This window comes from Nostoc sp. LEGE 12447 (genome assembly GCF_015206985.1).
Classification (GTDB): Bacteria; Cyanobacteriota; Cyanobacteriia; order Cyanobacteriales; family Nostocaceae; genus Nostoc.
In genome coordinates this window covers 1-19,328 of sequence record NZ_JADEXT010000071.1, presented here as the reverse complement: position 1 = coordinate 19,328, position 19,328 = coordinate 1, and the positions used below count along the sequence as shown (strand labels likewise).

General features: G+C 40.6%; 27 protein-coding genes. 21 read left to right on the top strand and 6 right to left on the bottom strand.

Annotated features, from left to right (window positions below):
• The first annotated feature begins 95 nt into the window (after nucleotides 1–95).
• The 5 genes from IQ274_RS33910 to IQ274_RS37060 all read left to right on the top strand — a co-directional run bounded on the left by IQ274_RS33910 (nucleotide 96) and on the right by IQ274_RS37060 (nucleotide 2,465).
• Nucleotides 96–287, top strand: coding sequence for a hypothetical protein (locus IQ274_RS33910; RefSeq protein WP_114081252.1), 192 nt, complete (start codon nucleotides 96–98; stop codon nucleotides 285–287).
• Between the two features lie 232 nt (nucleotides 288–519).
• The gene (locus tag IQ274_RS33905; protein WP_194144932.1) at nucleotides 520–1,008 is read left to right on the top strand and encodes a TIGR00725 family protein; all 489 of its coding nucleotides are present in this window, start codon (nucleotides 520–522) and stop codon (nucleotides 1,006–1,008) included.
• Between the two features lie 175 nt (nucleotides 1,009–1,183).
• Nucleotides 1,184–1,636 (top strand): DUF1392 family protein, encoded by a 453-nt coding sequence (locus IQ274_RS33900; protein ID WP_194144931.1) that lies wholly within the window; start codon nucleotides 1,184–1,186, stop codon nucleotides 1,634–1,636.
• A 138-nt stretch (nucleotides 1,637–1,774) separates the two neighbouring features.
• Nucleotides 1,775–2,170 carry a thermonuclease family protein gene (locus IQ274_RS37065; RefSeq protein ID WP_228058571.1) on the top strand — a complete coding sequence of 132 codons (396 nt, stop codon included), beginning with the start codon at nucleotides 1,775–1,777 and terminating at the stop codon, nucleotides 2,168–2,170.
• Entirely contained in the window at nucleotides 2,127–2,465 is a 339-nt protein-coding gene (locus IQ274_RS37060; RefSeq protein ID WP_228058570.1) for a thermonuclease family protein, read from the top strand. The genes IQ274_RS37065 and IQ274_RS37060 overlap by 44 nt, the downstream gene beginning before the upstream one ends.
• Before the next feature lie 50 nt (nucleotides 2,466–2,515).
• On the opposite strand, the gene IQ274_RS33890 is transcribed toward IQ274_RS37060, so the two are convergent.
• The 3 genes from IQ274_RS33890 to IQ274_RS33880 form a co-directional block, all read right to left on the bottom strand.
• Nucleotides 2,516–3,028, bottom strand: coding sequence for a hypothetical protein (locus tag IQ274_RS33890; RefSeq protein WP_194144930.1), 513 nt, complete (start codon nucleotides 3,026–3,028; stop codon nucleotides 2,516–2,518).
• A 244-nt stretch (nucleotides 3,029–3,272) separates the two neighbouring features.
• Nucleotides 3,273–4,457 (bottom strand): ARPP-2 domain-containing protein, encoded by a 1,185-nt coding sequence (locus IQ274_RS33885; protein ID WP_194144929.1) that lies wholly within the window; start codon nucleotides 4,455–4,457, stop codon nucleotides 3,273–3,275.
• Nucleotides 4,458–4,466: 9 nt separating this feature from the next.
• Nucleotides 4,467–5,930 carry a hypothetical protein gene (locus IQ274_RS33880; protein ID WP_194144928.1) on the bottom strand — a complete coding sequence of 488 codons (1,464 nt, stop codon included), beginning with the start codon at nucleotides 5,928–5,930 and terminating at the stop codon, nucleotides 4,467–4,469.
• An 873-nt stretch (nucleotides 5,931–6,803) separates the two neighbouring features.
• On the opposite strand from IQ274_RS33880, the gene IQ274_RS33875 reads away from it, so the two are divergent.
• Complete coding sequence (locus IQ274_RS33875) at nucleotides 6,804–7,136, top strand: helix-turn-helix domain-containing protein (RefSeq protein ID WP_138506142.1); 333 nt, start codon at nucleotides 6,804–6,806, stop codon at nucleotides 7,134–7,136.
• 410 nt (nucleotides 7,137–7,546) lie between these two features.
• Here IQ274_RS33875 and IQ274_RS33870 read toward each other — a convergent pair whose 3' ends face one another.
• Nucleotides 7,547–7,690: a hypothetical protein gene (locus IQ274_RS33870; RefSeq protein WP_194144927.1), complete on the bottom strand. Its 144-nt coding sequence runs from the start codon at nucleotides 7,688–7,690 to the stop codon at nucleotides 7,547–7,549.
• Nucleotides 7,691–7,696: 6 nt separating this feature from the next.
• Between IQ274_RS33870 and IQ274_RS33865 the strand changes: the two genes are divergently transcribed.
• The 14 genes from IQ274_RS33865 to IQ274_RS33800 all read left to right on the top strand — a co-directional run bounded on the left by IQ274_RS33865 (nucleotide 7,697) and on the right by IQ274_RS33800 (nucleotide 17,487).
• Entirely contained in the window at nucleotides 7,697–8,494 is a 798-nt protein-coding gene (locus IQ274_RS33865) for a hypothetical protein (RefSeq protein WP_194144926.1), read from the top strand.
• Nucleotides 8,495–8,624: 130 nt separating this feature from the next.
• On the top strand, nucleotides 8,625–8,996 hold the full coding sequence (locus IQ274_RS33860; protein ID WP_228058569.1) for a hypothetical protein: 372 nt from the start codon (nucleotides 8,625–8,627) through the stop codon (nucleotides 8,994–8,996).
• Nucleotides 8,997–9,131: 135 nt separating this feature from the next.
• Nucleotides 9,132–10,358 (top strand): ISL3 family transposase, encoded by a 1,227-nt coding sequence (locus IQ274_RS33855; RefSeq protein WP_194144925.1) that lies wholly within the window; start codon nucleotides 9,132–9,134, stop codon nucleotides 10,356–10,358.
• Nucleotides 10,309–10,905, top strand: a complete 597-nt coding sequence (locus IQ274_RS33850) for a hypothetical protein (RefSeq protein WP_228058568.1) — start codon at nucleotides 10,309–10,311, stop codon at nucleotides 10,903–10,905. The genes IQ274_RS33855 and IQ274_RS33850 overlap by 50 nt, the downstream gene beginning before the upstream one ends.
• Nucleotides 10,906–11,040: 135 nt before the next feature.
• Nucleotides 11,041–11,595: a hypothetical protein gene (locus IQ274_RS33845; RefSeq protein ID WP_194144924.1), complete on the top strand. Its 555-nt coding sequence runs from the start codon at nucleotides 11,041–11,043 to the stop codon at nucleotides 11,593–11,595.
• Nucleotides 11,596–11,693: 98 nt separating this feature from the next.
• Nucleotides 11,694–11,978, top strand: a complete 285-nt coding sequence (locus IQ274_RS33840) for a hypothetical protein (RefSeq protein WP_194144923.1) — start codon at nucleotides 11,694–11,696, stop codon at nucleotides 11,976–11,978.
• Nucleotides 11,950–12,309 (top strand): hypothetical protein, encoded by a 360-nt coding sequence (locus IQ274_RS33835; RefSeq protein ID WP_322745425.1) that lies wholly within the window; start codon nucleotides 11,950–11,952, stop codon nucleotides 12,307–12,309. The genes IQ274_RS33840 and IQ274_RS33835 overlap by 29 nt, the downstream gene beginning before the upstream one ends.
• Before the next feature lie 167 nt (nucleotides 12,310–12,476).
• The gene (locus IQ274_RS33830) at nucleotides 12,477–13,550 is read left to right on the top strand and encodes a hypothetical protein (RefSeq protein ID WP_194144922.1); all 1,074 of its coding nucleotides are present in this window, start codon (nucleotides 12,477–12,479) and stop codon (nucleotides 13,548–13,550) included.
• 144 nt (nucleotides 13,551–13,694) lie between these two features.
• Nucleotides 13,695–14,144, top strand: a complete 450-nt coding sequence (locus IQ274_RS33825) for a DUF1257 domain-containing protein (RefSeq protein ID WP_194144921.1) — start codon at nucleotides 13,695–13,697, stop codon at nucleotides 14,142–14,144.
• A gap of 2 nt (nucleotides 14,145–14,146) precedes the next feature.
• The gene (locus tag IQ274_RS33820) at nucleotides 14,147–14,359 is read left to right on the top strand and encodes a DUF2997 domain-containing protein (RefSeq protein ID WP_194144920.1); all 213 of its coding nucleotides are present in this window, start codon (nucleotides 14,147–14,149) and stop codon (nucleotides 14,357–14,359) included.
• Between the two features lie 91 nt (nucleotides 14,360–14,450).
• Entirely contained in the window at nucleotides 14,451–16,073 is a 1,623-nt protein-coding gene (locus IQ274_RS33815) for an AAA family ATPase (protein ID WP_194144919.1), read from the top strand.
• 124 nt (nucleotides 16,074–16,197) lie between these two features.
• Nucleotides 16,198–16,554: a hypothetical protein gene (locus IQ274_RS33810; RefSeq protein ID WP_109013041.1), complete on the top strand. Its 357-nt coding sequence runs from the start codon at nucleotides 16,198–16,200 to the stop codon at nucleotides 16,552–16,554.
• Nucleotides 16,555–16,567: 13 nt separating this feature from the next.
• The gene (locus IQ274_RS33805) at nucleotides 16,568–17,128 is read left to right on the top strand and encodes a WGR domain-containing protein (protein WP_194144918.1); all 561 of its coding nucleotides are present in this window, start codon (nucleotides 16,568–16,570) and stop codon (nucleotides 17,126–17,128) included.
• Between the two features lie 77 nt (nucleotides 17,129–17,205).
• Nucleotides 17,206–17,487: a hypothetical protein gene (locus IQ274_RS33800; RefSeq protein WP_163938735.1), complete on the top strand. Its 282-nt coding sequence runs from the start codon at nucleotides 17,206–17,208 to the stop codon at nucleotides 17,485–17,487.
• 201 nt (nucleotides 17,488–17,688) lie between these two features.
• Here the strand turns inward: IQ274_RS33800 and IQ274_RS33795 are convergent, their stop codons facing one another.
• Together IQ274_RS33795 and IQ274_RS33790 are read right to left on the bottom strand one after the other, a co-directional pair.
• Complete coding sequence (locus IQ274_RS33795) at nucleotides 17,689–18,231, bottom strand: DUF4334 domain-containing protein (protein WP_163938738.1); 543 nt, start codon at nucleotides 18,229–18,231, stop codon at nucleotides 17,689–17,691.
• A 217-nt stretch (nucleotides 18,232–18,448) separates the two neighbouring features.
• Complete coding sequence (locus IQ274_RS33790; protein ID WP_228058567.1) at nucleotides 18,449–18,595, bottom strand: hypothetical protein; 147 nt, start codon at nucleotides 18,593–18,595, stop codon at nucleotides 18,449–18,451.
• A 129-nt stretch (nucleotides 18,596–18,724) separates the two neighbouring features.
• Here IQ274_RS33790 and IQ274_RS33785 point away from each other — a divergent pair.
• A partial coding sequence (locus IQ274_RS33785; RefSeq protein WP_194144917.1) for an ankyrin repeat domain-containing protein occupies nucleotides 18,725–19,328 on the top strand: 604 nt, incomplete at its 3' end.

Here is a 19,328-nt window from a genome sequence, read left to right as displayed (position 1 = left end):
TGTCCATATAATTAGGTTATGCACAACAGTAAAATTGTACATTTACGATTCTCCAAGAAAAAAGTTAACTTTTATTGTTCTTCAAGAGGTTAGTTATGACAAAAGAATATATGGAGTCTTTAGAGGCAATTGTTGATCAATTAACATTAGCCGCAGTTCTAGAAATGTTAGAACGAATCAGTCATAAAAAAGCAGAAAATCTCAGAAATCATTGGAAAGATGAGGCTTCTGCAAAGCTTTGGGATAAAGCTGCCAGACAGATAGAACAGATGAATATTGATGTTTAATTAAAAATTTGGTTGTATGAGGAAACTGGACATTCAGTAATTAGCTCGGCTGAGTTAGGAGAACAGTGGTTATGGTGTTTTTTGGATGAGCAGGCAAAAAACTATTAAACTGAGGCAAACGCGCTTCACTGCCAAAAGAGTGCGATTGCTATCTTCCTAACGCCTCAGCCAATTGCCCTTTTATGGAGAAAGCTTTGACTTGTCGCCTAAAAGCAGTATCATCTGAAATTTTATGCGAAGAATTATTATTGGGGTTATGGGGAGAGGAGAAAATGCGACAGCAAATGATTTACAAAATGCTTATATATTAGGTCAATTTATTGCCAAACAAGGATGGGTTTTACTCACTGGTGGTAGAAATGTAGGGGTAATGGATGCAGTAAGTAAAGGTGCAAAATCTGCTGATGGTTTAACTATTGGTATTCTTCCAGGTGAAAATCAGGATGGTATGTCCTCTTGGGTGGATATTGCTATTTTCACAGACATGGGTAATTCTAGAAACAATATTAACGTTCTTACCAGTGATGTGGTAATTGCTTGCGGGATGGGTGCAGGAACCGCTTCAGAAATTGCTCTAGCTTTGAAAGCCAATAAGCAAGTAATTTTGTTGAATAATGATCAAGAAAGTAAACTTTTCTTTAAAAAACTGTCGCCAGAAAATGTTTATATTGTGGAGAGTGTGGAGCAGGCAATCGCTACTGCCAAAATAATTTTATCTTAGTTACGAATTAGTGAATCAATTAGTGAATCAGTAAAGTCTTCTCAAATTAGGAGGCTCTCGAATTGATTTGGTTTAAATCCCCATCTGTTGCCTTAGCTTCCCGAAATTTAAATTATATTCCGGATCAGACTGAAGCAAGTGAGTGTATGTATAAAAAAGAGAACTACATTCCCAGATGATTAACCAAATTACCGCTTTAGAATCCTGTTGGCATATTTCTTCTGAGTGGGGTCAGACCATGCCTCCAGTAGCAGTAAGAATGTTAGAAAAAGTTTTGTTGCCAATCTCAGACTTGTCAGGCTACTGCTGTGGTGTTTTGTGGGAAAAACAGCAATGGATTTATGCAATTGTTTGCCAGAATGAAACTCTCTACTTAGCTGAACAAGAATTTCATCCAACAAATGTACTAGAAAAGTCCATTGTTTCCACTCCAGCTTTTGAATTGGGGGACATAGTTGAGGTTGATTTCGGTGAACAGCCGACACGCCGTATTATTCAAGGAATTTTTAGCCTCAAAGATAATTGGCTTTATGGGGTAGAGTGGCGCTCTCCAATTTTAGAAGAAGTGTCTGCCCAAAGCAGAACAATATGGCTTGCTGATGTTGATTTAGTTAATGTTAGTGTATGACGATTATCAGTTGCGACAAAAGAGTAGCACCAACTTAACTAACAATTTGGGTTATTAATCTAATGTTACTGGTTTTATTAGCTACTTTTAATTAGTAGTCTGGGAATCATAAGTATTATATAGTGATTATTACTACAGATGCTTCCGAAAATTTCCTTTGTTGCAATCAGCGTTCTGCTTGTAGCTCAAATGTCGTTACCCGTATTTGCCAACAATCTTACTGCTACGGTTGTAAGCGTAGGCGACGGTGACACTATACGGGTGAGAACTGGTAACAAAACTGTGACTGTCCGCCTCGCTTGCATTGATGCACCAGAAATGAAACAGAATCCTTGGGGTCAACAATCGGCAAAACGACTAAAGCAATTACTTCCAGTAGGACAAGGAATTACCCTACGTGCTATTGAAACTGACAAATACAAGCGCTTAGTTGCAGAGGTGTTTGTTGGTAATCGCAGCATCAACGTGAGTATGGTGCAAGAGGGACAATATGAAAGTGTATCGTCAGTATCTCAAAGGCTGTCCAGAGTCTAAAGATAGCTTGTTGCAGGGTGAAAACACCGCTAAACAACAGCGTTTAGCTTTTTGGAGTCAGTCCAATCCTGTGATGCCTTGGGACTTCCGCCACAGAGCTACCCAAAAGACAACTTCACAGGCGATTCAACCGCAGCAACAGAATAACTGTGATCCTGCTTATCCAGATTTTTGCATTCCAAAGAATTCACCAGACTTAGATTGCCGAAATATTAGCCAACGAAGGTTTAAAGTGCTGCCACCAGATCCTCATGGGTTTGACCGAGATGGTGATGGGATTGGGTGCGAAAAATAACTACGACGAAACACAGCTTTCAGTTAAGCAGTAAAAATGTTTTATTAAAATCAAGATTGTTCAATTGACTCCGAACCTTTAAAGATTGTTGGAATGGGCATCACCATCAACATTATTAAGTTAGAAACCCAAAACAAGACAACAACGCCAAAACCCAATAATGTCAAATAGGAAAATGTTAATTGTGTGAATCCCTCTAGCAATTGCCACAACCGAAAAGCTGTGTAGAAAAAGCCAATGGGTACAACAATACTTCGCACTAGGAAGCGACTAAAAACACGTTCAGAGATGAGTTGTACGGCGACTATCAACAGATAACTTCCCCAAAATACCCATGAAGATGGTTGTTTCCAAGCCAGAGCTAACAAGCACATCGGTAACAAAACTCCAGCAACCAAGGCTAATTTGACCCACCATCGCAGAAATTGCCATTGCTGCTGGTTATACCCAATTTCTGCCGTAAAGGGTAAACGTCGAGCTTTCACACCAAAACCATAGCCAAGAGCTAGCAGGCTTATAATCAGAATAAAAAGCGTAATAATTAATCCATTATTAACTGTCATCTGTTCGAAAATACCAATTCTCATACTCTTAGTTTAATCTGGCTTTAACATCCTCCCCGCACCTTGGTTGCCAATAACAATATTTCGCCTTCTACTTTTACATACTCAGTGTGCAATGTGTTGATTTAAGCTAGTCGAAGGTTATTGAAGTCGAACTCCGCTAAATTTGCTCTAGCAGTTGTAGTCCATCGCCTAAGAGCAATTGATGTAGTTTCTTCAAATTAATCAGGATAATATACCTGTATCATCTTTTTCCCTTGATTTTTTTCAGTGCTGCAAGTCGTACTTCTGCATTAAGCAAATAACCAAAACCCACCTTCTCTAAACGCAGCACAAATTCCTCTCGTGTATTGCCCAATTTACTAGCTGTAGCATCCAAATTCCAATTATGCTCTGCTAACTGACTCAGCAAATAAACTCGGCGAGTCTGCATTCCTGATAAGCGATAAGTCTTTAAATACTCCAATTCACCATTCTCTCGAATAATTGCTTCCCCAATATGATTTTCTTCGTTGGGGTTGAGGTCAGTAATAAATCGTTGTAACATGAACGAACCAGCAGTATAGACTTTTTGAGAAATTAATTTGCGTCCTAACAGTCCCTCTGCCATGAAACCCTGAAACGATGCCCAATCTGAACGCATATTTTGTACTGCTGCTCTCAAAGCTTTTAAATCATTGATTTTTGACTCATCTAAAGATACACTAATGGTCAAAGTTGTATCGTGCAGTAAAGCGTATTGGTACAATAACTCACCATAGAAATCTTCTAACAAGCTATTGTGCAAAAGTCGATAGTCCTCTGGGGTCGGTACTACAAAAGCTGATGCTAATGCCTCAGCAACAAATACTAATACCCCAACCTGTCGAGAGTGAATTTCAAATACCCGCAAAGCATCTTCAAGTCCAGCAATATAACGTCCACTAAAAGAGCTTTCCATTCGGCTACCCAGCCCATGAGAAAGGGCATACTTAGAATATTCACTCCAGGCGATATCGGGGCCAGAGAAAAACATTGATAAAAAGCCTTCCATTGCCAAGTGAAGTGGCAAAAATCTCAGTTGATTACTAGATTCCCGCTTCACCATCCGGTGCATCAACCGGACACTGGCGCAACCATAGTTTAGCTGTTTACCATCTGTTTTAAAAAGCTGTCCTCCAAAAGCCCCTACAGGGCTGCCGTCATCAGTCCAGGACAACACTAGCCCGTGAGGAACATAGGAAAAATATTTCATTCCTGGTGCTGTCATTTCTCCTGCTAAGGAAACAACTGCTAAATCTTCATCGTAGCTACGACGCAGCAAGCGCAAGTCATTACGTACTTGATGGCGCAATAATGGCACAATCCGCACTGCTCCCCGTATTTGAGAAGGAGCAATTTCTAGTCCTTTGAGTGATATGTCTGCTAAGAGATTGCTTTTGGATGCCATAATTGCCGCTCAAGATTTATCAGTCCTGGGTTTAGGAGTTTTTATTGCTGTATCACTTAACATTTGCTTGACTCGCTCTGCTAAATATGATTCCAATTCGGCTAAAGATGCAGTACCTTCAGCAAATCGAGCAAAGCCCAACATGGTAGGTAAATCTTCTGCATCCCGTAATCCTACTGTGGGGATTGTGGGGCTAAGGGGGTGTAAAGAAAAGTCATTGGCATTGTAAACAGGATTGCAATGAATAATCGAAGTTTTTTGTTTTGGGTCTAAACGATTACGATATACACGTAGAATTTCTGATGCTCCACTGGGAGGGTCGTTTTCCCAACCATCGGTGACAAGTACTATTAAATCTGCGCCCCATTCCAAAGCATCAAGTAGGGGAGTAGCGAGGTCTGTTTGTCCACGAGCTAGAATCAGCAGTGGATCGCTGGTTGATGCTGTCCAAAAAGCTTGGTATTCCTGGGATGCTGCTTTTAGTAAGTAATGAGTAGCTAAGGCTACCCCTAAAGGACGACGATGTTTTTCGGCTGAACCGGAACTGGAGTAGCTGCAATCTAGAACTGCGGCTACTCGTCCTAGTTTTAGAGGTGATTTTCTTAATGTGAAGGCAGCAGATTTCTCTAATGCTTGGTTTAAAATATCCCACTGCTGTTTGCGAGTATCCAATGGCAAGGATAGAATATACAGCGCCAAACGAGTTAGGGGGAGACGACCTAAATTAATGTCTATTTCTACTTCTGTGCGGTTGGCTGAACTTTGAAAGCGCAATTTTTCATTCAAAGTCATTTGCTCTTGAATACGGGATAAAAAGACTTCTCGTTTAATTCCGTGTTTTGCTGCTAAACCTTCGGCAACTGTAAAGGGTAGTTGATAAACTGCTTGAGCGCTATAGTGTGCTTGGCGAAATGTCTCGAATAATTCTGTTTGATAAACCTGCTGTTTCCATTTCCCAAAGAGAAAATTACCTAATTCTCCTGGTAGGGTGAGGTGAGCATGGGAAGCGATCGCTCGAAATTTGGAGCGATATTTCACAGCATCAAAGTTGATGTCACGTTTTTGCTGGAGATAATCACGAGCGATCGCTCTGCTACGACGATTATTAATACTTCTTTTCCGTAATTGTTGCAATACTTCCCAACCTCGTTGTGGTGGTAAGGCTGTTAATGCTGCGGCAATTAATGCACCTTCTTCTTGTCGATGTTCAGAGGGTGTATCTTTTCCTGTTGCCAGCAATTTGAGGATAATCTGCGCTTGGTTGAAGTGGTTAATCCCTGCTGCCAATGTTCGGGTGTAGAGTAAACGGTAATTACCTAAAATATAGTCGTGCAAAAAGTCAATAGATACGCGCTGCCCGTAACTATCGCCATAGAACTCACGCTGTCCTGTGCAGGAGAGGCAGGCATTAATGAACATGACTAAATCTTCCCTTGCCACTTGCTGATGTTGGTTCGCCCGATTAATGTCCATTTTTGACTGAAAACAGGGTATGGGGTGTGGGGTGTAGGGTGTAGTGTTTAAGACAATTAAATGCGGTACATCAAGCAGTTCAACACATTCTTAATTCCCCACACCCTACACGCAAAACCCAGAAATACCAGGAATTTACGCTTATCAAGCGTGCCATTCGTGAAGAATATTGCATCACTAACTCTTCCCCTACACCCTACCCCCTATCCCCAACACCCTTTTCTTTGGGGGTACTGTTCGGGGAATGACGACACGACAAGCTAGGATAGCGTTACAGGCTAGGTTCGGAAGTCGCACCAAAGTCCCGCAAACAGTATTAACGACTATTTTAAGTTCTAGATGAGAAAATAGCTAGAAAAATTCGACTTAAATTTTACTCAGTATACTGAGTCTTTAAGCCGACTACCAAAAGGGATCGCAAACTAATTCAACGAATCAAAACTGAAGTGCCACCGGGAAAAGTAGCCGGAGCTAACCCGGAGTAGCGGCAAGTAAACTTCTAACGCTGGAGCCATCGGGGAGATCCCGATGACCAAACCAAGTCTGAAAACTGGTTGCTAAAAACTTTAATCGTTCCAGAATCAAGACGTTCAAATAAATGCATTGCCCCGATCCGCAATCGTGTACAAGCGTATGCGATTGCTGATCGGGGCAATGTTTAAAAGTGCAATTTGCTTTTTTCTGTACCGAATACCAGTCTAAATTAAGACAGATTATTAGCCGCCTTAAGTTGAGTTGTCACAAACACTGGTCAAATAATTTTGGGCATTATCAACCAGGATAAGAGCTTTTGCACCATAAATTTATGGTGTAGCACAAGTTTATTTGGTTGAATTATGGTTGACACCAATATATTAAGGCGAGTAGCATTAAATGTCAACAGGTGAGCGCAATAACAAGGTAGATTTACAAATGAAGATTAAAATAGATGTTACTCCGGTAGCATCTTTCCGTTGGAATGAAGAAAACGCGCAGAAATTAAGAGAATTAAGGGAAAAAGCTGGATATAGCCGGAAAGCACTATCAGAGATAGTAGGTATATCTGCTACTTACATTCAGCAATTAGAAGCTCCACACTTGTTTGTTAATCGTCCTAAAAAGCCGAAAGAAGTAACTGTTAGTACTGAAATTCTACAAAAGCTTTGTGTTGCATTAAATGGTGATGTATCTTCTTTAATTTGGGATATAAACTGCACTGTGCAGTAGTTGCGCTGCGTTACTAAATAGTCTTGACAATTTACAGGTGTGCGTTATAAAATACTAAATATAAGGGCGAAGGAGAGTAAATCACCAGCGCCCCCAATACCAAAGACTTACAAACTAAATCAACTAAATCGAGTTACTGATACCAAACCAATAAAACTAGTAGCCACCGGGACTAGCAGCCGGAAGCCTTAAACTTGTAATGGCCAAGCCACCGCGAGATGATTCCGATGACCCACCAAGTCTAAAAACTGGTTGTAAAAAACTTCAATTTTTGCAGAACAAAGGCGATTGTGAACTCCTCAATCGCCTTTTCAATTGTTATCACGCGGCTGTACAGAGGACACGGTTACATCCCAATATCTTCTCTACAGCTTTGTGCTGTCTGGTGTTTTGACATCAGTTAATACGCTTTACCCTTGAACACTTTTATAAGGCTTCGCCAATTCTAGATTGAGAGTGTTGTGCTGAAGGCACAACAAACTTACCAATAAAAATAAGGCGATCGCTGCGTCTGGAAAACTCGCGATCGCCTTTTTACCCCAATCAAGAGGCAATTTCTAATGATGACACAAGTTTCAGCCCCTACGCCAACAAAAGATCCGCTAACCACACGCGATCGCCAAATCATTGCAACCATCGTCAATCAGTCGGACTACTCCAAAAACTGCAAGCCCGAAGATGTAGTGACTATCTGGATCGACAGTGATGATATTGTGTGGGTAAAAATGACCCACGGTTATGCTCGATACCACAAACAATCATTCAAACGCGCTGTTGCAGAGGTTAAAGCAAGTCTTTCTGCTCCAGTAGAGTGCAATCACGAGCAAGATGAGGAATTGAAACGAGCTTCTGAGAAAATTGGCTTATTGGGTGATTGTGACCGGCTATCGTTAAGCGTCCAATACCATTCTGATAAAGTAATCGGTCATGCTGGTTGTTATATTTCCCACAAGGCTCGAATATTAACCCCACCGGCTGAATGGGATTTTACCCTGCCGAAGTGGAATATGCCTGCTGCCATCTGTCCAGACTGCGAAGGACATGGGTGCGGTAACTGTGGGTATCGCGGGACTCGTGCAGAAGACTTGTGTACGCCAGTGGACGGCTATCGACTGACCTATGTAGGATGCACTGACCTTCAGACGGCTCACAATGTATATCTGGACGGTGAGTTTTTGGGCATACTCTTCAAGGTCAGAAACGCTGAGGAAGTCTGGGAAAACGACCCTAAGACATACTACTGGCGCTGTGGCGATGGAGTACGGTACTGGAGTGTAAAAGAGGCTGTAGAAGCACTGTCCAGGGTAACTGCTCCGATTGAACTGCCGCAAGTTTGTCGGGAGTTAGTAGCAGCGTAACTGAAATGGTGGGTTTTAATACCCACCATGCAACCATAACCAATCCTTGTAAAATAAAATACAGTTCGTCTTTAAAACATGACTAGCAAGCCTTACGATCAGTTTTCTAAGGAATTACTTAGAGGAGTTGTTGTCTCCTTTAGGTAGAGTAGAAGTTAACAAACAAGTCACTGATGAAACCAGATTTGTTGACGTTTTGTTTACAAGCGCAGCAACTCCTCAAGCTCAAAATCTTGGATTGTTGGGCAGAATTGCTGTATTAAATACGGCACTCTTGGAACCATTTCGCAATCAACCCAGTAGGTCAGAGGTACGCAACTGTTTTCTAAAACTGTTCACCGTGATTGCAGACTCACAACGCAAAGCCAAGCGAGAGAAAACCAGCTTACCAGAAGATAGTTTAGCTCGTTTGTGGATTATATCGCCTAGCGCTTCAACCTCTCTGTTGGAGGATTTAGAGGTTAAACTAGATGGCTCTCCAAGAGTAGCTATGGTAAAATAATATAAATAAATACAATAAATATTAATATTTTTAAAAACACTAATACTCTAAATCCAGTCCTATAAAGGAAAAACAGATAAATTAATAATATAGATTACATAAAATATTTAGACACAAATTATTGTTTTAATAACTATGCCATCTAATCCCTTGCTTCATTTTATTACTAAAGTTATTAATCTTGAAGATATCAAGGTTGTTAATTACCATTTCCTTACTGATGATGAAATAATAATAGAAATTGAGAATAAGCTGAAAGTTGCTCAATGTCCTCACTGTGGGAAGACCACCGATAAAATACATCAAAATCATTGGTATAGAGTTAGAGATATACCCCTAAGCGATTATCAAGTATTGTTAAAAGCAAATCGTCGTCAATTTAGATGTACAAAATGTCATCAAGTATTCAGTGAAGAACTAGATTTTATCAAAACGAGAAGAACTTATACAAAAAGACTGGCGATGAAAGTAATTAAGGAAGTATTAGAAACTAATGTAGAGAGTGCAGCCATCAGAAATAGAATGACAACCTCTGAGGTGGAAACAGTATTAAAAGAACTCGAAGCTGATTTACTTACAGAAAAACCCAAGAACTTAAAAAAGTTAGGGATAGATGAAATCACCCAGTTAAAAGGAGGAAAAAATTATGCGGCAGTACTCGTGGACTTAGAAACAAGAAAACCGATAGCATTATTGGAGAAAAGAAATAAGGCAGTAATAACAGAATACTTATCAAGCCTGGGTTTAGAGGTATTAAAGCAAATAGAAGAAGTCAGTATAGATTTATGGATACCATATAAAAGCTTAATCCAAGAAATGATGCCAAATGCTCAAGTAGTAGCAGATAGATTCCATGTAATGAAACAAATAAATGAGGAGTTAGATCAAAAAAGAAAGAAGGAAAAAAGAGCAGCAGAAAAAATTAAAAACAAGAAACATAGAGAAGAAATATTAGCGGGGTTGACTCATAGCAAATACCCGTTATTAAAGAAAAAAGAAAACCTCAATCCTGATGAAAAAGCCAAGATAGAATCAGTTGATAAAGTTGCTCCAGAGTTAGGAGAAATGTATCAAATCAAAGAAGGGATTAGAGATATATTTGAAAGTCAAATAACCAGTGATGAAGCCTTATCTAAATTCCTCGAATGGACAGAAACAGCTTATAAATATTTTCCAAAAAGTTGTCGGACGATAAGTAGATGGATAGATGAGATTCTTGCTTATTTTGATTGCCGAACTACTCAAGGAGTCGTTGAAGGAATTAATCAGAAAATTAAGCTGATTAAAAGAAGAGCTTATGGTTTAACTAATTTTGATAATTTTAGAAGGAGAATTTTACTCAAGTGGTATTTTTGCTACTAATTTATCATATTTAGTCTGGGAGAGCCAACTAGATTTAGAAAAGTGGAGCAGGGGAGTTTACTTTTTCCAGAAATGTTTTAGGGCAGCACTAGTAGCGGTTAACGAGCTACCAGTAATAGAAGAAACATTATGGCTGAGGATTTTGGGTAGAGGCGAGACGCAACGTACTGCCATTGATGAATTGCTGGCATTACCCGAAAGCAACCAATTAAGACAAAATACTCTCAAACTGATTACTAATTTGCGGGTCATTATAGTTCAACAGCAAGAAACTTTAACAGAAGATGAGCAGGAATTAATTATGAATTTGTCGCAAGCTTACCAGCAGTGGGAAGAAACCACTAAGCAGCAAGGAGTACAAGAGGGAGTGCAACAAGAACGCCGTCAAGTTGTAGAAAACTTGTTAAAATTCCGGTTTGGTTCTGTGGATGAAGAATTAGCGAGTGTAGTCGATAATTTGTTGCAGTTAACACCAGAAGAATTTACTCCCCTATGTCTTGAATTATCTCGTGAAGATTTGCTAGCAAGATTTAATTCACATCAATAATCTGTACAAAGCAAATAATTAGTAATAAAAAGCGCTTTTGTAGTAACAAGAGCGCTGTTTTATTAGCTCTGCAATTGATACACCTGAAATCTACGGCTTCGCCAATGCGAAAGTGAAATGTATTGGTATTGAACAATGAACCCTCAAGAAAATTCTGAATTACTTGCTGCTTTGATGCGCCAAGAGGAACTACTCAAGCAATTAATCGCTTCAATCAATAAGCCGAAACTGGGATTGCACTCTGATGCTGGCAATTGTAAAATCTACTGCAATCGTCAGCACGGAGGATTGTGGTACACACTCAATGGTGAACCGAGTGATGTTCCTCAAACTGCCTTAACTGGATATCTTAAAGAACTGCGGTTTGAGAATACAGAACGCCGCAAAAAAGAAACCTGCAAGTTGCTGATAACTATTCAAGCAGACCGGACGTATATTTTAGAATCCGGTTATGATACTCATTTTTCTAAAAGCTTGTTAACCGCGATCGCAACTCTTACTCCAGAACAACTATATTCTCCGATTACACTACAGCCTACTCCAGGGACAAGCGATGAAAGCGTGTTGTTCTGTCGGGTGTGGGTTGGGTCGGAACTAGTTATGGCATCCTATAACGAGCAGACCAATTGGCAAGAAATCTGGGAACAAGCTTTAGCTGTGACAAAAGCTGCGAATGAGATAGCGTTTTAACGAAGTCGGAAATAGAGTTTGGGCAATTGTAATTAGAAGTTGCTCAAACTTTGTCTACAGCTAATACATGCTGTCTACCTATTTACCAATAACAAGAAATGACAATAACAATAGTTCACCCCAGTATCGAAAACTTACAGCAGTTTTCTGACTCGTTTGACATTGAGAAACTATTGCAATCTGAAGGAGTTCTGCCGTGGCTTCTAGCAAATGGCTGGAACTACGACGATGAATCTTGTTTGATTGCCAATATTATCGATGAGTCAACAAGTTTTGATGAAGTTTTGAACTCTGAAGAGTTTGATTTTAATGCTCTGTCAGATGAATCAAAGAAGAAATTGAATCAGATTATGCGTGAAAAACTCTACAGTCAGGCTGATTAAATCTGACTGTAGAGAAAAATCGATTCCACAACAAATTATGGCACACTTCACTGCTACTAAGATGGAAACAAATTTGATCAAAGTGTATGACGCGACACTGTTAAGCTCATCAAAAGTTTACCAAATTAATGGTACACATTGTCGATATTTGGGAGATGAAGGTACTATCCAACATCCACAGTATCTATTTCTACCTCTGCCAAATCAAAGAAAAAAAGCCAGCTTTCGACTAAATCGAAACAAACTTATGACTCGGTGTTATGAAGTCGAAGGCATGGTTTATAAAAAGCCTGTGGCGCAGGATAATTCACAACAACTTCAGCTATTTTAAGCCATGTCCATACATAAACCACCAGTCATCAAAAGACATATTAGGCTACAAAAAAGCTCTAAAAAAGTAATCTATAGAGCTACTACAGACATTCGCTCTCTTGAGAAATCACCACAAAAAAGCTTCGCTTAATCGAAAGTGAAAAATAATGATTGAGGTCAATAATAATGGTACAAGCAATCGACAACCCTATCGCTGCAAATTTCCTAACTGATGCAGTAGTTGAACGTCACAATTTCTCACAGTTAAATAAAACCCGTATTCGCTTTCGTATCCAGCTAAAGAAAAGTACAAAGTCTGCCGCTCCTAAATGGGCAGATGTACTAAAAGCTGAAGTATCTGAAATCGAATCAGACCTCGTTAAAGTTACTAATTCCGAAGTTGGGTTACGCGGAATCAAAGTATTCAAGAAGCTCGATGAAGCTGCTGCCCAATTGCGTCAAGAGATTGCTTCAGTTCAAGAGTGGATGAGTAGTGACACTGGTGATTGGATTTGTCCGATTGATTTAGCTCCACTCGTTTGGAATCAGCTAATCAATATCAGAGATAATATCGCCCCTGGTTTACGCAATCAATTAAAAGCTGATTACGAAGCGGGACTTATTGATTATCAAGAGCGCATTGACCAGTTCCTCTCACTTAACACTTGGGAATTAGCACAGGATAAGCAAGAGTCAGTCAAAGCCAACTTGTTAAGAGCATTTCCGACTCTGACCGATCTCGAAGACTATTTGCAAGTCATTATTGGTCGTCCGGTAATTATCCCGGCATTGTCCGAACAACTGAACCAGCAGCAAGCCGAGTGTCTTGACCAGATTACCAAGTTCATTCAGCAGTATGACCAAAATCTGGAGCAAAGGCTACGGGAATCTGCTCTAGCTGGCGGCGAACAACTTGCCGCACAGTTGCTTGAAGAACTGAGTGATTGGGAGCCAGGACGTAAGCCCGTACAGTTTAAAAAGAAGATGCAACGCCATCTGATGAAGGTTCAGGTACTACTAGCGAATGCTGACCCGGAGGCAGGCAGTAGCTTGGAGGCGATAATGACGCACTTAGATTCTATCGTTAACGATCCAGCGATTGAGTCCAAGAATCTCGGTTCTGATACGCGCAGTCAATTACAGCAAAAAATAGATTCTATCCGCGCCAAGTTGTTAGATGAACAACGCAATCTACAATCACTTGCGACTGACGACGTGGGCTTATCGAAAGCTACCGTGATGTCGTTTAAGTTCCGGTAAAAAACAGTCTTGGGCGAGGGTGAATTCGCTCAAGACTAACTAATGAATTGGAAATATGGTGTTCACCTCTGGGGTGTTCACCTCAAAAAGGATATCTCACTTCTACTATTTCTCAAACCAGTTTTACAACTAAGGAGATAACTTGTGTCACATTTCTCAACAGTCAAAACCAAATTAAGCAATCACGAGTGTTTGGTGCAAGCTCTCACGGATCTAAACCTATCACCGCAAGTTCATGAAAAAGCGCAGCCACTAAAAGGATACTACGGTGGCTCTCAAGGACAAAGCGCTGAAATTATCGTATCTGGTCGCACCATAAAAGCACGTGCAGACATCGGGTTCAAATGGAATCAGTCAAGTGGTGTGTACGAGATAATACACGACAGTTATGAAACAGTTCGGAAGCTGGGCAAAGACTTTTTCAGCAAGAAACTAATGCTGGCTTATGGACAACGGATGGTTCGCGCTAAAGCCGCCGAGTTACAAGAAAAATTTGGTGAATGTGCGATCGCTGAATCAACTAACGGAACCGTGCAAACCCTACGCCTAACCTTTGCTAGACATCAGGAAGTTAAACAATTTGCGCGGAGATAAATATGGAACGTTCAATACTGATTCATTTCGACAGCGCTACAGGTGAAGTTCGTGTGGAAGCGGAGGGGTTCGAGGGTTTGAATTGTTTATTAGCTACGCAACCATTTGAAGAAGCACTTGGAGTTGTGAGCGAGAGCGATCGCATTTACAAGGACGAAGCCCAAACCCAACAACTTCGGACTACGAACAGCAATCAAACACGTTTGCGTCAGTAATCAGTCATCAGTTACCAGTCTTAACTCGGCTGGTAACTGCTGATCATAAAGGCTTCGCCATTTCAGTAAGTGAAATATTTGAATAATTGACATGAAACTCTCAAATCTTCTCTCCACGCTTGATTCACAAATCCCCATTGCTGCGGTTGATGTTCTGTCGCCCGATGAAGCGACGATTATTCAGTGGTTAACTGCTGAAGCTAACAATAAGCTCTCATGTCCAGTGTTCTTCTGGAATCTGGGGGTATTAACCTTAGAGCAATGTTTAATCGCAGCAGATGGGGGATTGGTGTTTAAGCCAGTTGCAGAGTACAAAAGACCTCCACAGGCTGATCCACTACTATTCGTATTCGACTACATTGCTAACTTTAGTGGGAATGGTGTATTTATCCTCGGAGATATTCACCCCTTTATTGCTAAGAATTCACCCCAATTATCATGGGAGATTTTAAGCAAGGTAAAAAACCTTTACCACAGGTTAAAACCCACAGATAAACGCATTGTATTGCTGGGTCAGAATATACAATTACACGAATCTCTAGTCAGATTGATTCCTTATTGTGAAGTTCCTTTACCTAGTATTGACCAAATACTATTTCATCTCAATTCTTATTTGCATGACCTACAACAGTCAGCTATTGAACAGGAATTGACTTTTACTGTTACGCTCGAAAATGCTGAATTTGAAACTCTTTCTCGTGCTGCCCTGGGTTTAACCCTGGAGGAGATTAGTGATTTCCTTCGGTTAACAGTAAAAGAAAACTTAAGTAATGATGGTGTCGTAGTTGACGCTGATTTCATCCCCAAAGCCGTCGAGTACAAAACTCGGCTACTGTCTCAAATGGGTATTGAGTTGGGCAAACCTGCGACAATCCCTTTTGGCGGTTTGGATCTTCTGCGCGAGTGGTTGATGAGGCGGCGGCGGCTATTCACACAAGAGGCGCGAAGTCTCTCGTTACCCCAACCAAAAGGTGTATTGCTGGCTGGCCCACCCGGAACAGGAAAATCTAACTGTGCCAAAAACATTGCAACTATACTGAATTTACCACTCCTACAGCTAGACATTGCATCCCTGTTGGGCAGTCTGGTCGGTGAGTCTGAGGGGAATGTCCGCCGCGCACTTAAAACGGCCCAAGCTATTGCCCCATGCGTGTTATGGGTGGACGAGATAGAAAAAGCCCTCTCCGGTAGTGGCGATACAAGTGGAGTCAGTCAAAGGATTCTAGGCAATATCCTCACGTTTATGTCGGAATCAACCAGTGGCGTGTTTGTCGTGGCAACTTGTAATGACCCATCTGCGTTACCAAGTGAACTAAAGAGGAAGGGAAGATTTGATGAAAACTTCTTTGTTGATCTTCCCACAGAGCCTGAGCGTGTACAGATTCTGGGGATTCATCTACAACGCTTTGGTATTCGCCTGGAATCAGAGTACCTCGAAGCGATCGCTGCCAACACTGCAAAGTTTTCAGGGGCAGAACTGGAAACCCTCGCTTCGGAAGCTGCTCTGCTGGCATTCGATGAGGATAGACCGCAGCAGGTAACGCTTGCTGATCTGGAAACCTGCCGCCAAACCATCACCCCGCTTGCGATTCAGGATGCGGCGGCAGTCGAGCGGATGCAGTCCTGGGCATCAACCGCACGAAGGGCTAGTAGCCCTGTGGTTGCAGTGAAAACTCAGTCTTTGCGTGCTGCTAAGTTTCGCAACATGAACTGATGAGAAAGCGATTGCCTCCTGATTCTATGGGGGCGATCGCCATCGGTTCATAGCGGGTACGCCATCGCTCTTTCTTCTAGTAATTGATAGCAGCTAATTAACATAGTTAATAAGGCGAATAAACATGACGACAGACTTAGTTACTTATTACGGGCAGACTCCAACTATTGACCAACTGGTTGATAAATATGGTGTGTATTTAGAGAAATTGGACAGAGAAACTAAGCTTATGCTCCGAATGGCATTAGCAACTTACATTTTTACGTTAGAAAAAGACAGTTCTACTAAGCATACTGTTGCTGAGGCACTTGAGGATGCATTGTCTAATCTGGGCTTATTAGTTTCATATCCATTGTATAAAAACTTGTTTGAGGATGTCTGCTCTGTTTTAAATGGACTAACAACTCTGGAAGCGGAAACATTACTTGAAGCTTTACAGCATCAAATTCGATGGGGCAATGCCCGTCAAGCTGTGAATTGACAGGGTAAGAAAGATGGAAATCTATTTAGTCTTTGTTGACGCAATTCAAAACAGCAATAAATTCTGGGCGGCCATTGTCGAAGATGGTAACTTAACAGTGCAGTGGGGCAGAGTCGGTTATCAAGCGCAAACCAAAGTTCACACATTAGGCAATCATCAGAGAGCCGTTAGCAAATTCAACAATCTAGTAGCCGAAAAGATGATGAAAGGCTACAGAAGAAGTCAGTCACAAATCGACAGTAATTGTGAAGTTTCTGAAATCAACAGAGCGATTGAATTACTAGAGATTATCCGTCCTTATGTAGAGCAGAGAAATTTTTCAGTTGCTTATATCAATGCCCTAAATCAATATCTGAAGATTGTCCCAACACCTTTAGGTATGCAAATTGAACCATACAGGGTATATCGCTCAGTAGAAGATGTTGATTATCAAATGGGATTACTCAATTCTCTGCTAGCGACACCTGCACCACTTGCTGCTGCGGTGGCTGTTGGTCATGCCCCTGAAGCAACAGCAGAACCCAAGGTAGTCAGTCTCAAGACTATCAGTAAGAACTTCTGGCGACATTTGTAAACGAATTACCACAAAGCTTATTTAATAGTAGTTTTGTGGTAGTTTTTTATCATTGAAAATTAAAATAATGAGTGAATATGGCGAAAATAATTGTTAGTTCTTGGGAATCAGAGGGGTATGGACATCATTCTTATATTGATGAGCAAATACATCCTCAATACCTAAAAATAAGAGAAATATGCGAACGGTTAGGAATTGATATTCCAGAAATGGACACTCAAATTACGTCACTTAGCACAAGGACAGAGATTATTGCCGATGAATCTGTACTGGATTATATAGAGCCAATTTATCATAGTAATGCAGACGGGTTCTCACCGGATTACTTAGATCCAACCGATTACATCAATGCAGAGTAAATAATAAAGATTCCCCAGTTATCTATTTCACTGGGGAATCTATAAACTTATCACATCAATATCATGAAAGAATCTTGCTTTTATTGCCCATTCAAAAAATCTGTAGCTTATGCTCTTTGTACAGGTTAAATATGTTGGTGAGGCAACTTTTACCCCCACCATACGCCGTTGCTGACTGATAACTGATAACTGATAACTGTTTTAAAGGCATCGCTTGAGAATAAAAAAGAAAGGTTGAAGTATGTTTTTATAATCCATAATTCCTAACACAGTATTTTCATCTACTTTTCTGAAAGAATCATTGATTGGCAAATAATCATAAATCATTGTAGCAGTCACTTTTCCTCTATACTCCATCATCCGCAGTCTGGCTTGACTTTTATCGGTCTTAAGTAAAGAATTAATTGAAATCAGCAATGGTTTGAGAGAATTATTTTTAGGGATCGGCAATTTTAAAACCCAGTTCATTAAAGTGGGGTTAGGCGCAACCTGGAAAATTTTTCCCTGACCATCTAAAAATAATAATGGATGAACATTTTCAGAATCTATAAATTCCTTACCATACCAATTAGAAATTTCCAATAAACCGTCCATTGGATGGTTTGTATGCAGTCCAGATCCTTGCCAACGACCATACATAAAGCCTAAATCTACGGGTTCAAGGGTGTCAAATAATTCTAAAGCTTGTTCTGTCGTAGTTCTACCCGTTTTCAGTATCAACTGATAATTCTTTAATGTTTCCATTGTTACTTTCCTTATATTTATAACCTTGCCGATACGAGCTTTTAATGCTCATTCTTTCGTTTTGTGTTAGCGTTCGCGCAGGGTCTCGTAGAGAAGCTTACCGCAGGTATCACTTGCCTCTAATGTTATATGAGTATCATAATAGGCTCACTTGGAAAAAATATATCCCTTTTCCGCCCGTCTCGGTGAGCGCAATTTCTAGAAGCTTTAGCAACCCTTAAAAATTAATCCGACGATAGATTTCAGTTAGGGGAATTTCCACGTTGTTTAAACTGTGCAGAACAATCGTCCGCTCAAGGTGAGAGTGAACTTGCCATAGCCAGCGATCGTTACTGTTGCGATCCTGCGTTGTGATATTGCTCAATGTAGGGTTCACTTTGGCTTACAAGCAGATATTCACAAAAGCTGGTGCTGGAAGCGATGTTTACGCATAACCCGCATTTTGATTCCGCAACGCCCGATAATTTATATCAGAAGTTAAATCAGAAAATTTATGCAAAAAATTCATATTTATGTACAGCAGGGAGATATTGCAGGAGTCGCACGTAAAATAGCCAATGGCATTGATATTGAGTGCCTAGACGAGTATTCCCAGCAAACACCATTAATGTGTGCGGTTAGTAGCGCCAATGCAGGTATTGATATGATTCGCCTCCTCTTGGAACATGGCGCGAATGTGAATGCTGTTGAACAAGAATCTCAAAATACCGTACTTGGGTTGGCTGTACAGTCAGGAAATTTAGATAAAATCCAATTGATTCTGGATGCTGGAGCGGATATTAACTATCAAAGCCCAGACGGATATGATATCTTAATTCATGCTATGCATGGTCGAGATATTTTACGAGATGAAAACTTAATATCAACTTTGAATTTACTCATTTCTAGAGGTGCTGTTGTCAATGGCATGAGTAGCTATGGTGAATCTGCAATCAAAGTAGCTGCTCATATTGGGAGATTTGATGCTGTTAAATTATTATTGAACGCGGGTGCTAACCCAGAGCAACTGGGATGGACAGAATTAATGCACGCAATAGTTTTTGGGAGCTTAGAGCAAGTATTGTTATTGCTAGAGCAAGGAGCAGATCAAGATGTGC

Excerpts from the sequence above, each read along its gene's own strand:
- IQ274_RS33910 (WP_114081252.1), top strand. The coding sequence starts at position 96 with ATGACAAAAGAATATATGGAGTCTTTAGAGGCAATTGTTGATCAATTA.
- IQ274_RS33905 (WP_194144932.1), top strand. The coding sequence starts at position 520 with ATGCGAAGAATTATTATTGGGGTTATGGGGAGAGGAGAAAATGCGACA.
- IQ274_RS33900 (WP_194144931.1), top strand. The coding sequence starts at position 1,184 with ATGATTAACCAAATTACCGCTTTAGAATCCTGTTGGCATATTTCTTCT.
- IQ274_RS37065 (WP_228058571.1), top strand. The coding sequence starts at position 1,775 with ATGCTTCCGAAAATTTCCTTTGTTGCAATCAGCGTTCTGCTTGTAGCT.
- IQ274_RS37060 (WP_228058570.1), top strand. The coding sequence starts at position 2,127 with ATGAAAGTGTATCGTCAGTATCTCAAAGGCTGTCCAGAGTCTAAAGAT.
- IQ274_RS33890 (WP_194144930.1), bottom strand. The coding sequence starts at position 3,028 with ATGACAGTTAATAATGGATTAATTATTACGCTTTTTATTCTGATTATA.
- IQ274_RS33885 (WP_194144929.1), bottom strand. The coding sequence starts at position 4,457 with ATGGCATCCAAAAGCAATCTCTTAGCAGACATATCACTCAAAGGACTA.
- IQ274_RS33880 (WP_194144928.1), bottom strand. The coding sequence starts at position 5,930 with ATGGACATTAATCGGGCGAACCAACATCAGCAAGTGGCAAGGGAAGAT.
- IQ274_RS33875 (WP_138506142.1), top strand. The coding sequence starts at position 6,804 with ATGTCAACAGGTGAGCGCAATAACAAGGTAGATTTACAAATGAAGATT.
- IQ274_RS33865 (WP_194144926.1), top strand. The coding sequence starts at position 7,697 with ATGATGACACAAGTTTCAGCCCCTACGCCAACAAAAGATCCGCTAACC.
- IQ274_RS33855 (WP_194144925.1), top strand. The coding sequence starts at position 9,132 with ATGCCATCTAATCCCTTGCTTCATTTTATTACTAAAGTTATTAATCTT.
- IQ274_RS33845 (WP_194144924.1), top strand. The coding sequence starts at position 11,041 with ATGAACCCTCAAGAAAATTCTGAATTACTTGCTGCTTTGATGCGCCAA.
- IQ274_RS33840 (WP_194144923.1), top strand. The coding sequence starts at position 11,694 with ATGACAATAACAATAGTTCACCCCAGTATCGAAAACTTACAGCAGTTT.
- IQ274_RS33830 (WP_194144922.1), top strand. The coding sequence starts at position 12,477 with ATGGTACAAGCAATCGACAACCCTATCGCTGCAAATTTCCTAACTGAT.
- IQ274_RS33820 (WP_194144920.1), top strand. The coding sequence starts at position 14,147 with ATGGAACGTTCAATACTGATTCATTTCGACAGCGCTACAGGTGAAGTT.
- IQ274_RS33815 (WP_194144919.1), top strand. The coding sequence starts at position 14,451 with ATGAAACTCTCAAATCTTCTCTCCACGCTTGATTCACAAATCCCCATT.
- IQ274_RS33810 (WP_109013041.1), top strand. The coding sequence starts at position 16,198 with ATGACGACAGACTTAGTTACTTATTACGGGCAGACTCCAACTATTGAC.
- IQ274_RS33805 (WP_194144918.1), top strand. The coding sequence starts at position 16,568 with ATGGAAATCTATTTAGTCTTTGTTGACGCAATTCAAAACAGCAATAAA.
- IQ274_RS33800 (WP_163938735.1), top strand. The coding sequence starts at position 17,206 with ATGGCGAAAATAATTGTTAGTTCTTGGGAATCAGAGGGGTATGGACAT.
- IQ274_RS33795 (WP_163938738.1), bottom strand. The coding sequence starts at position 18,231 with ATGGAAACATTAAAGAATTATCAGTTGATACTGAAAACGGGTAGAACT.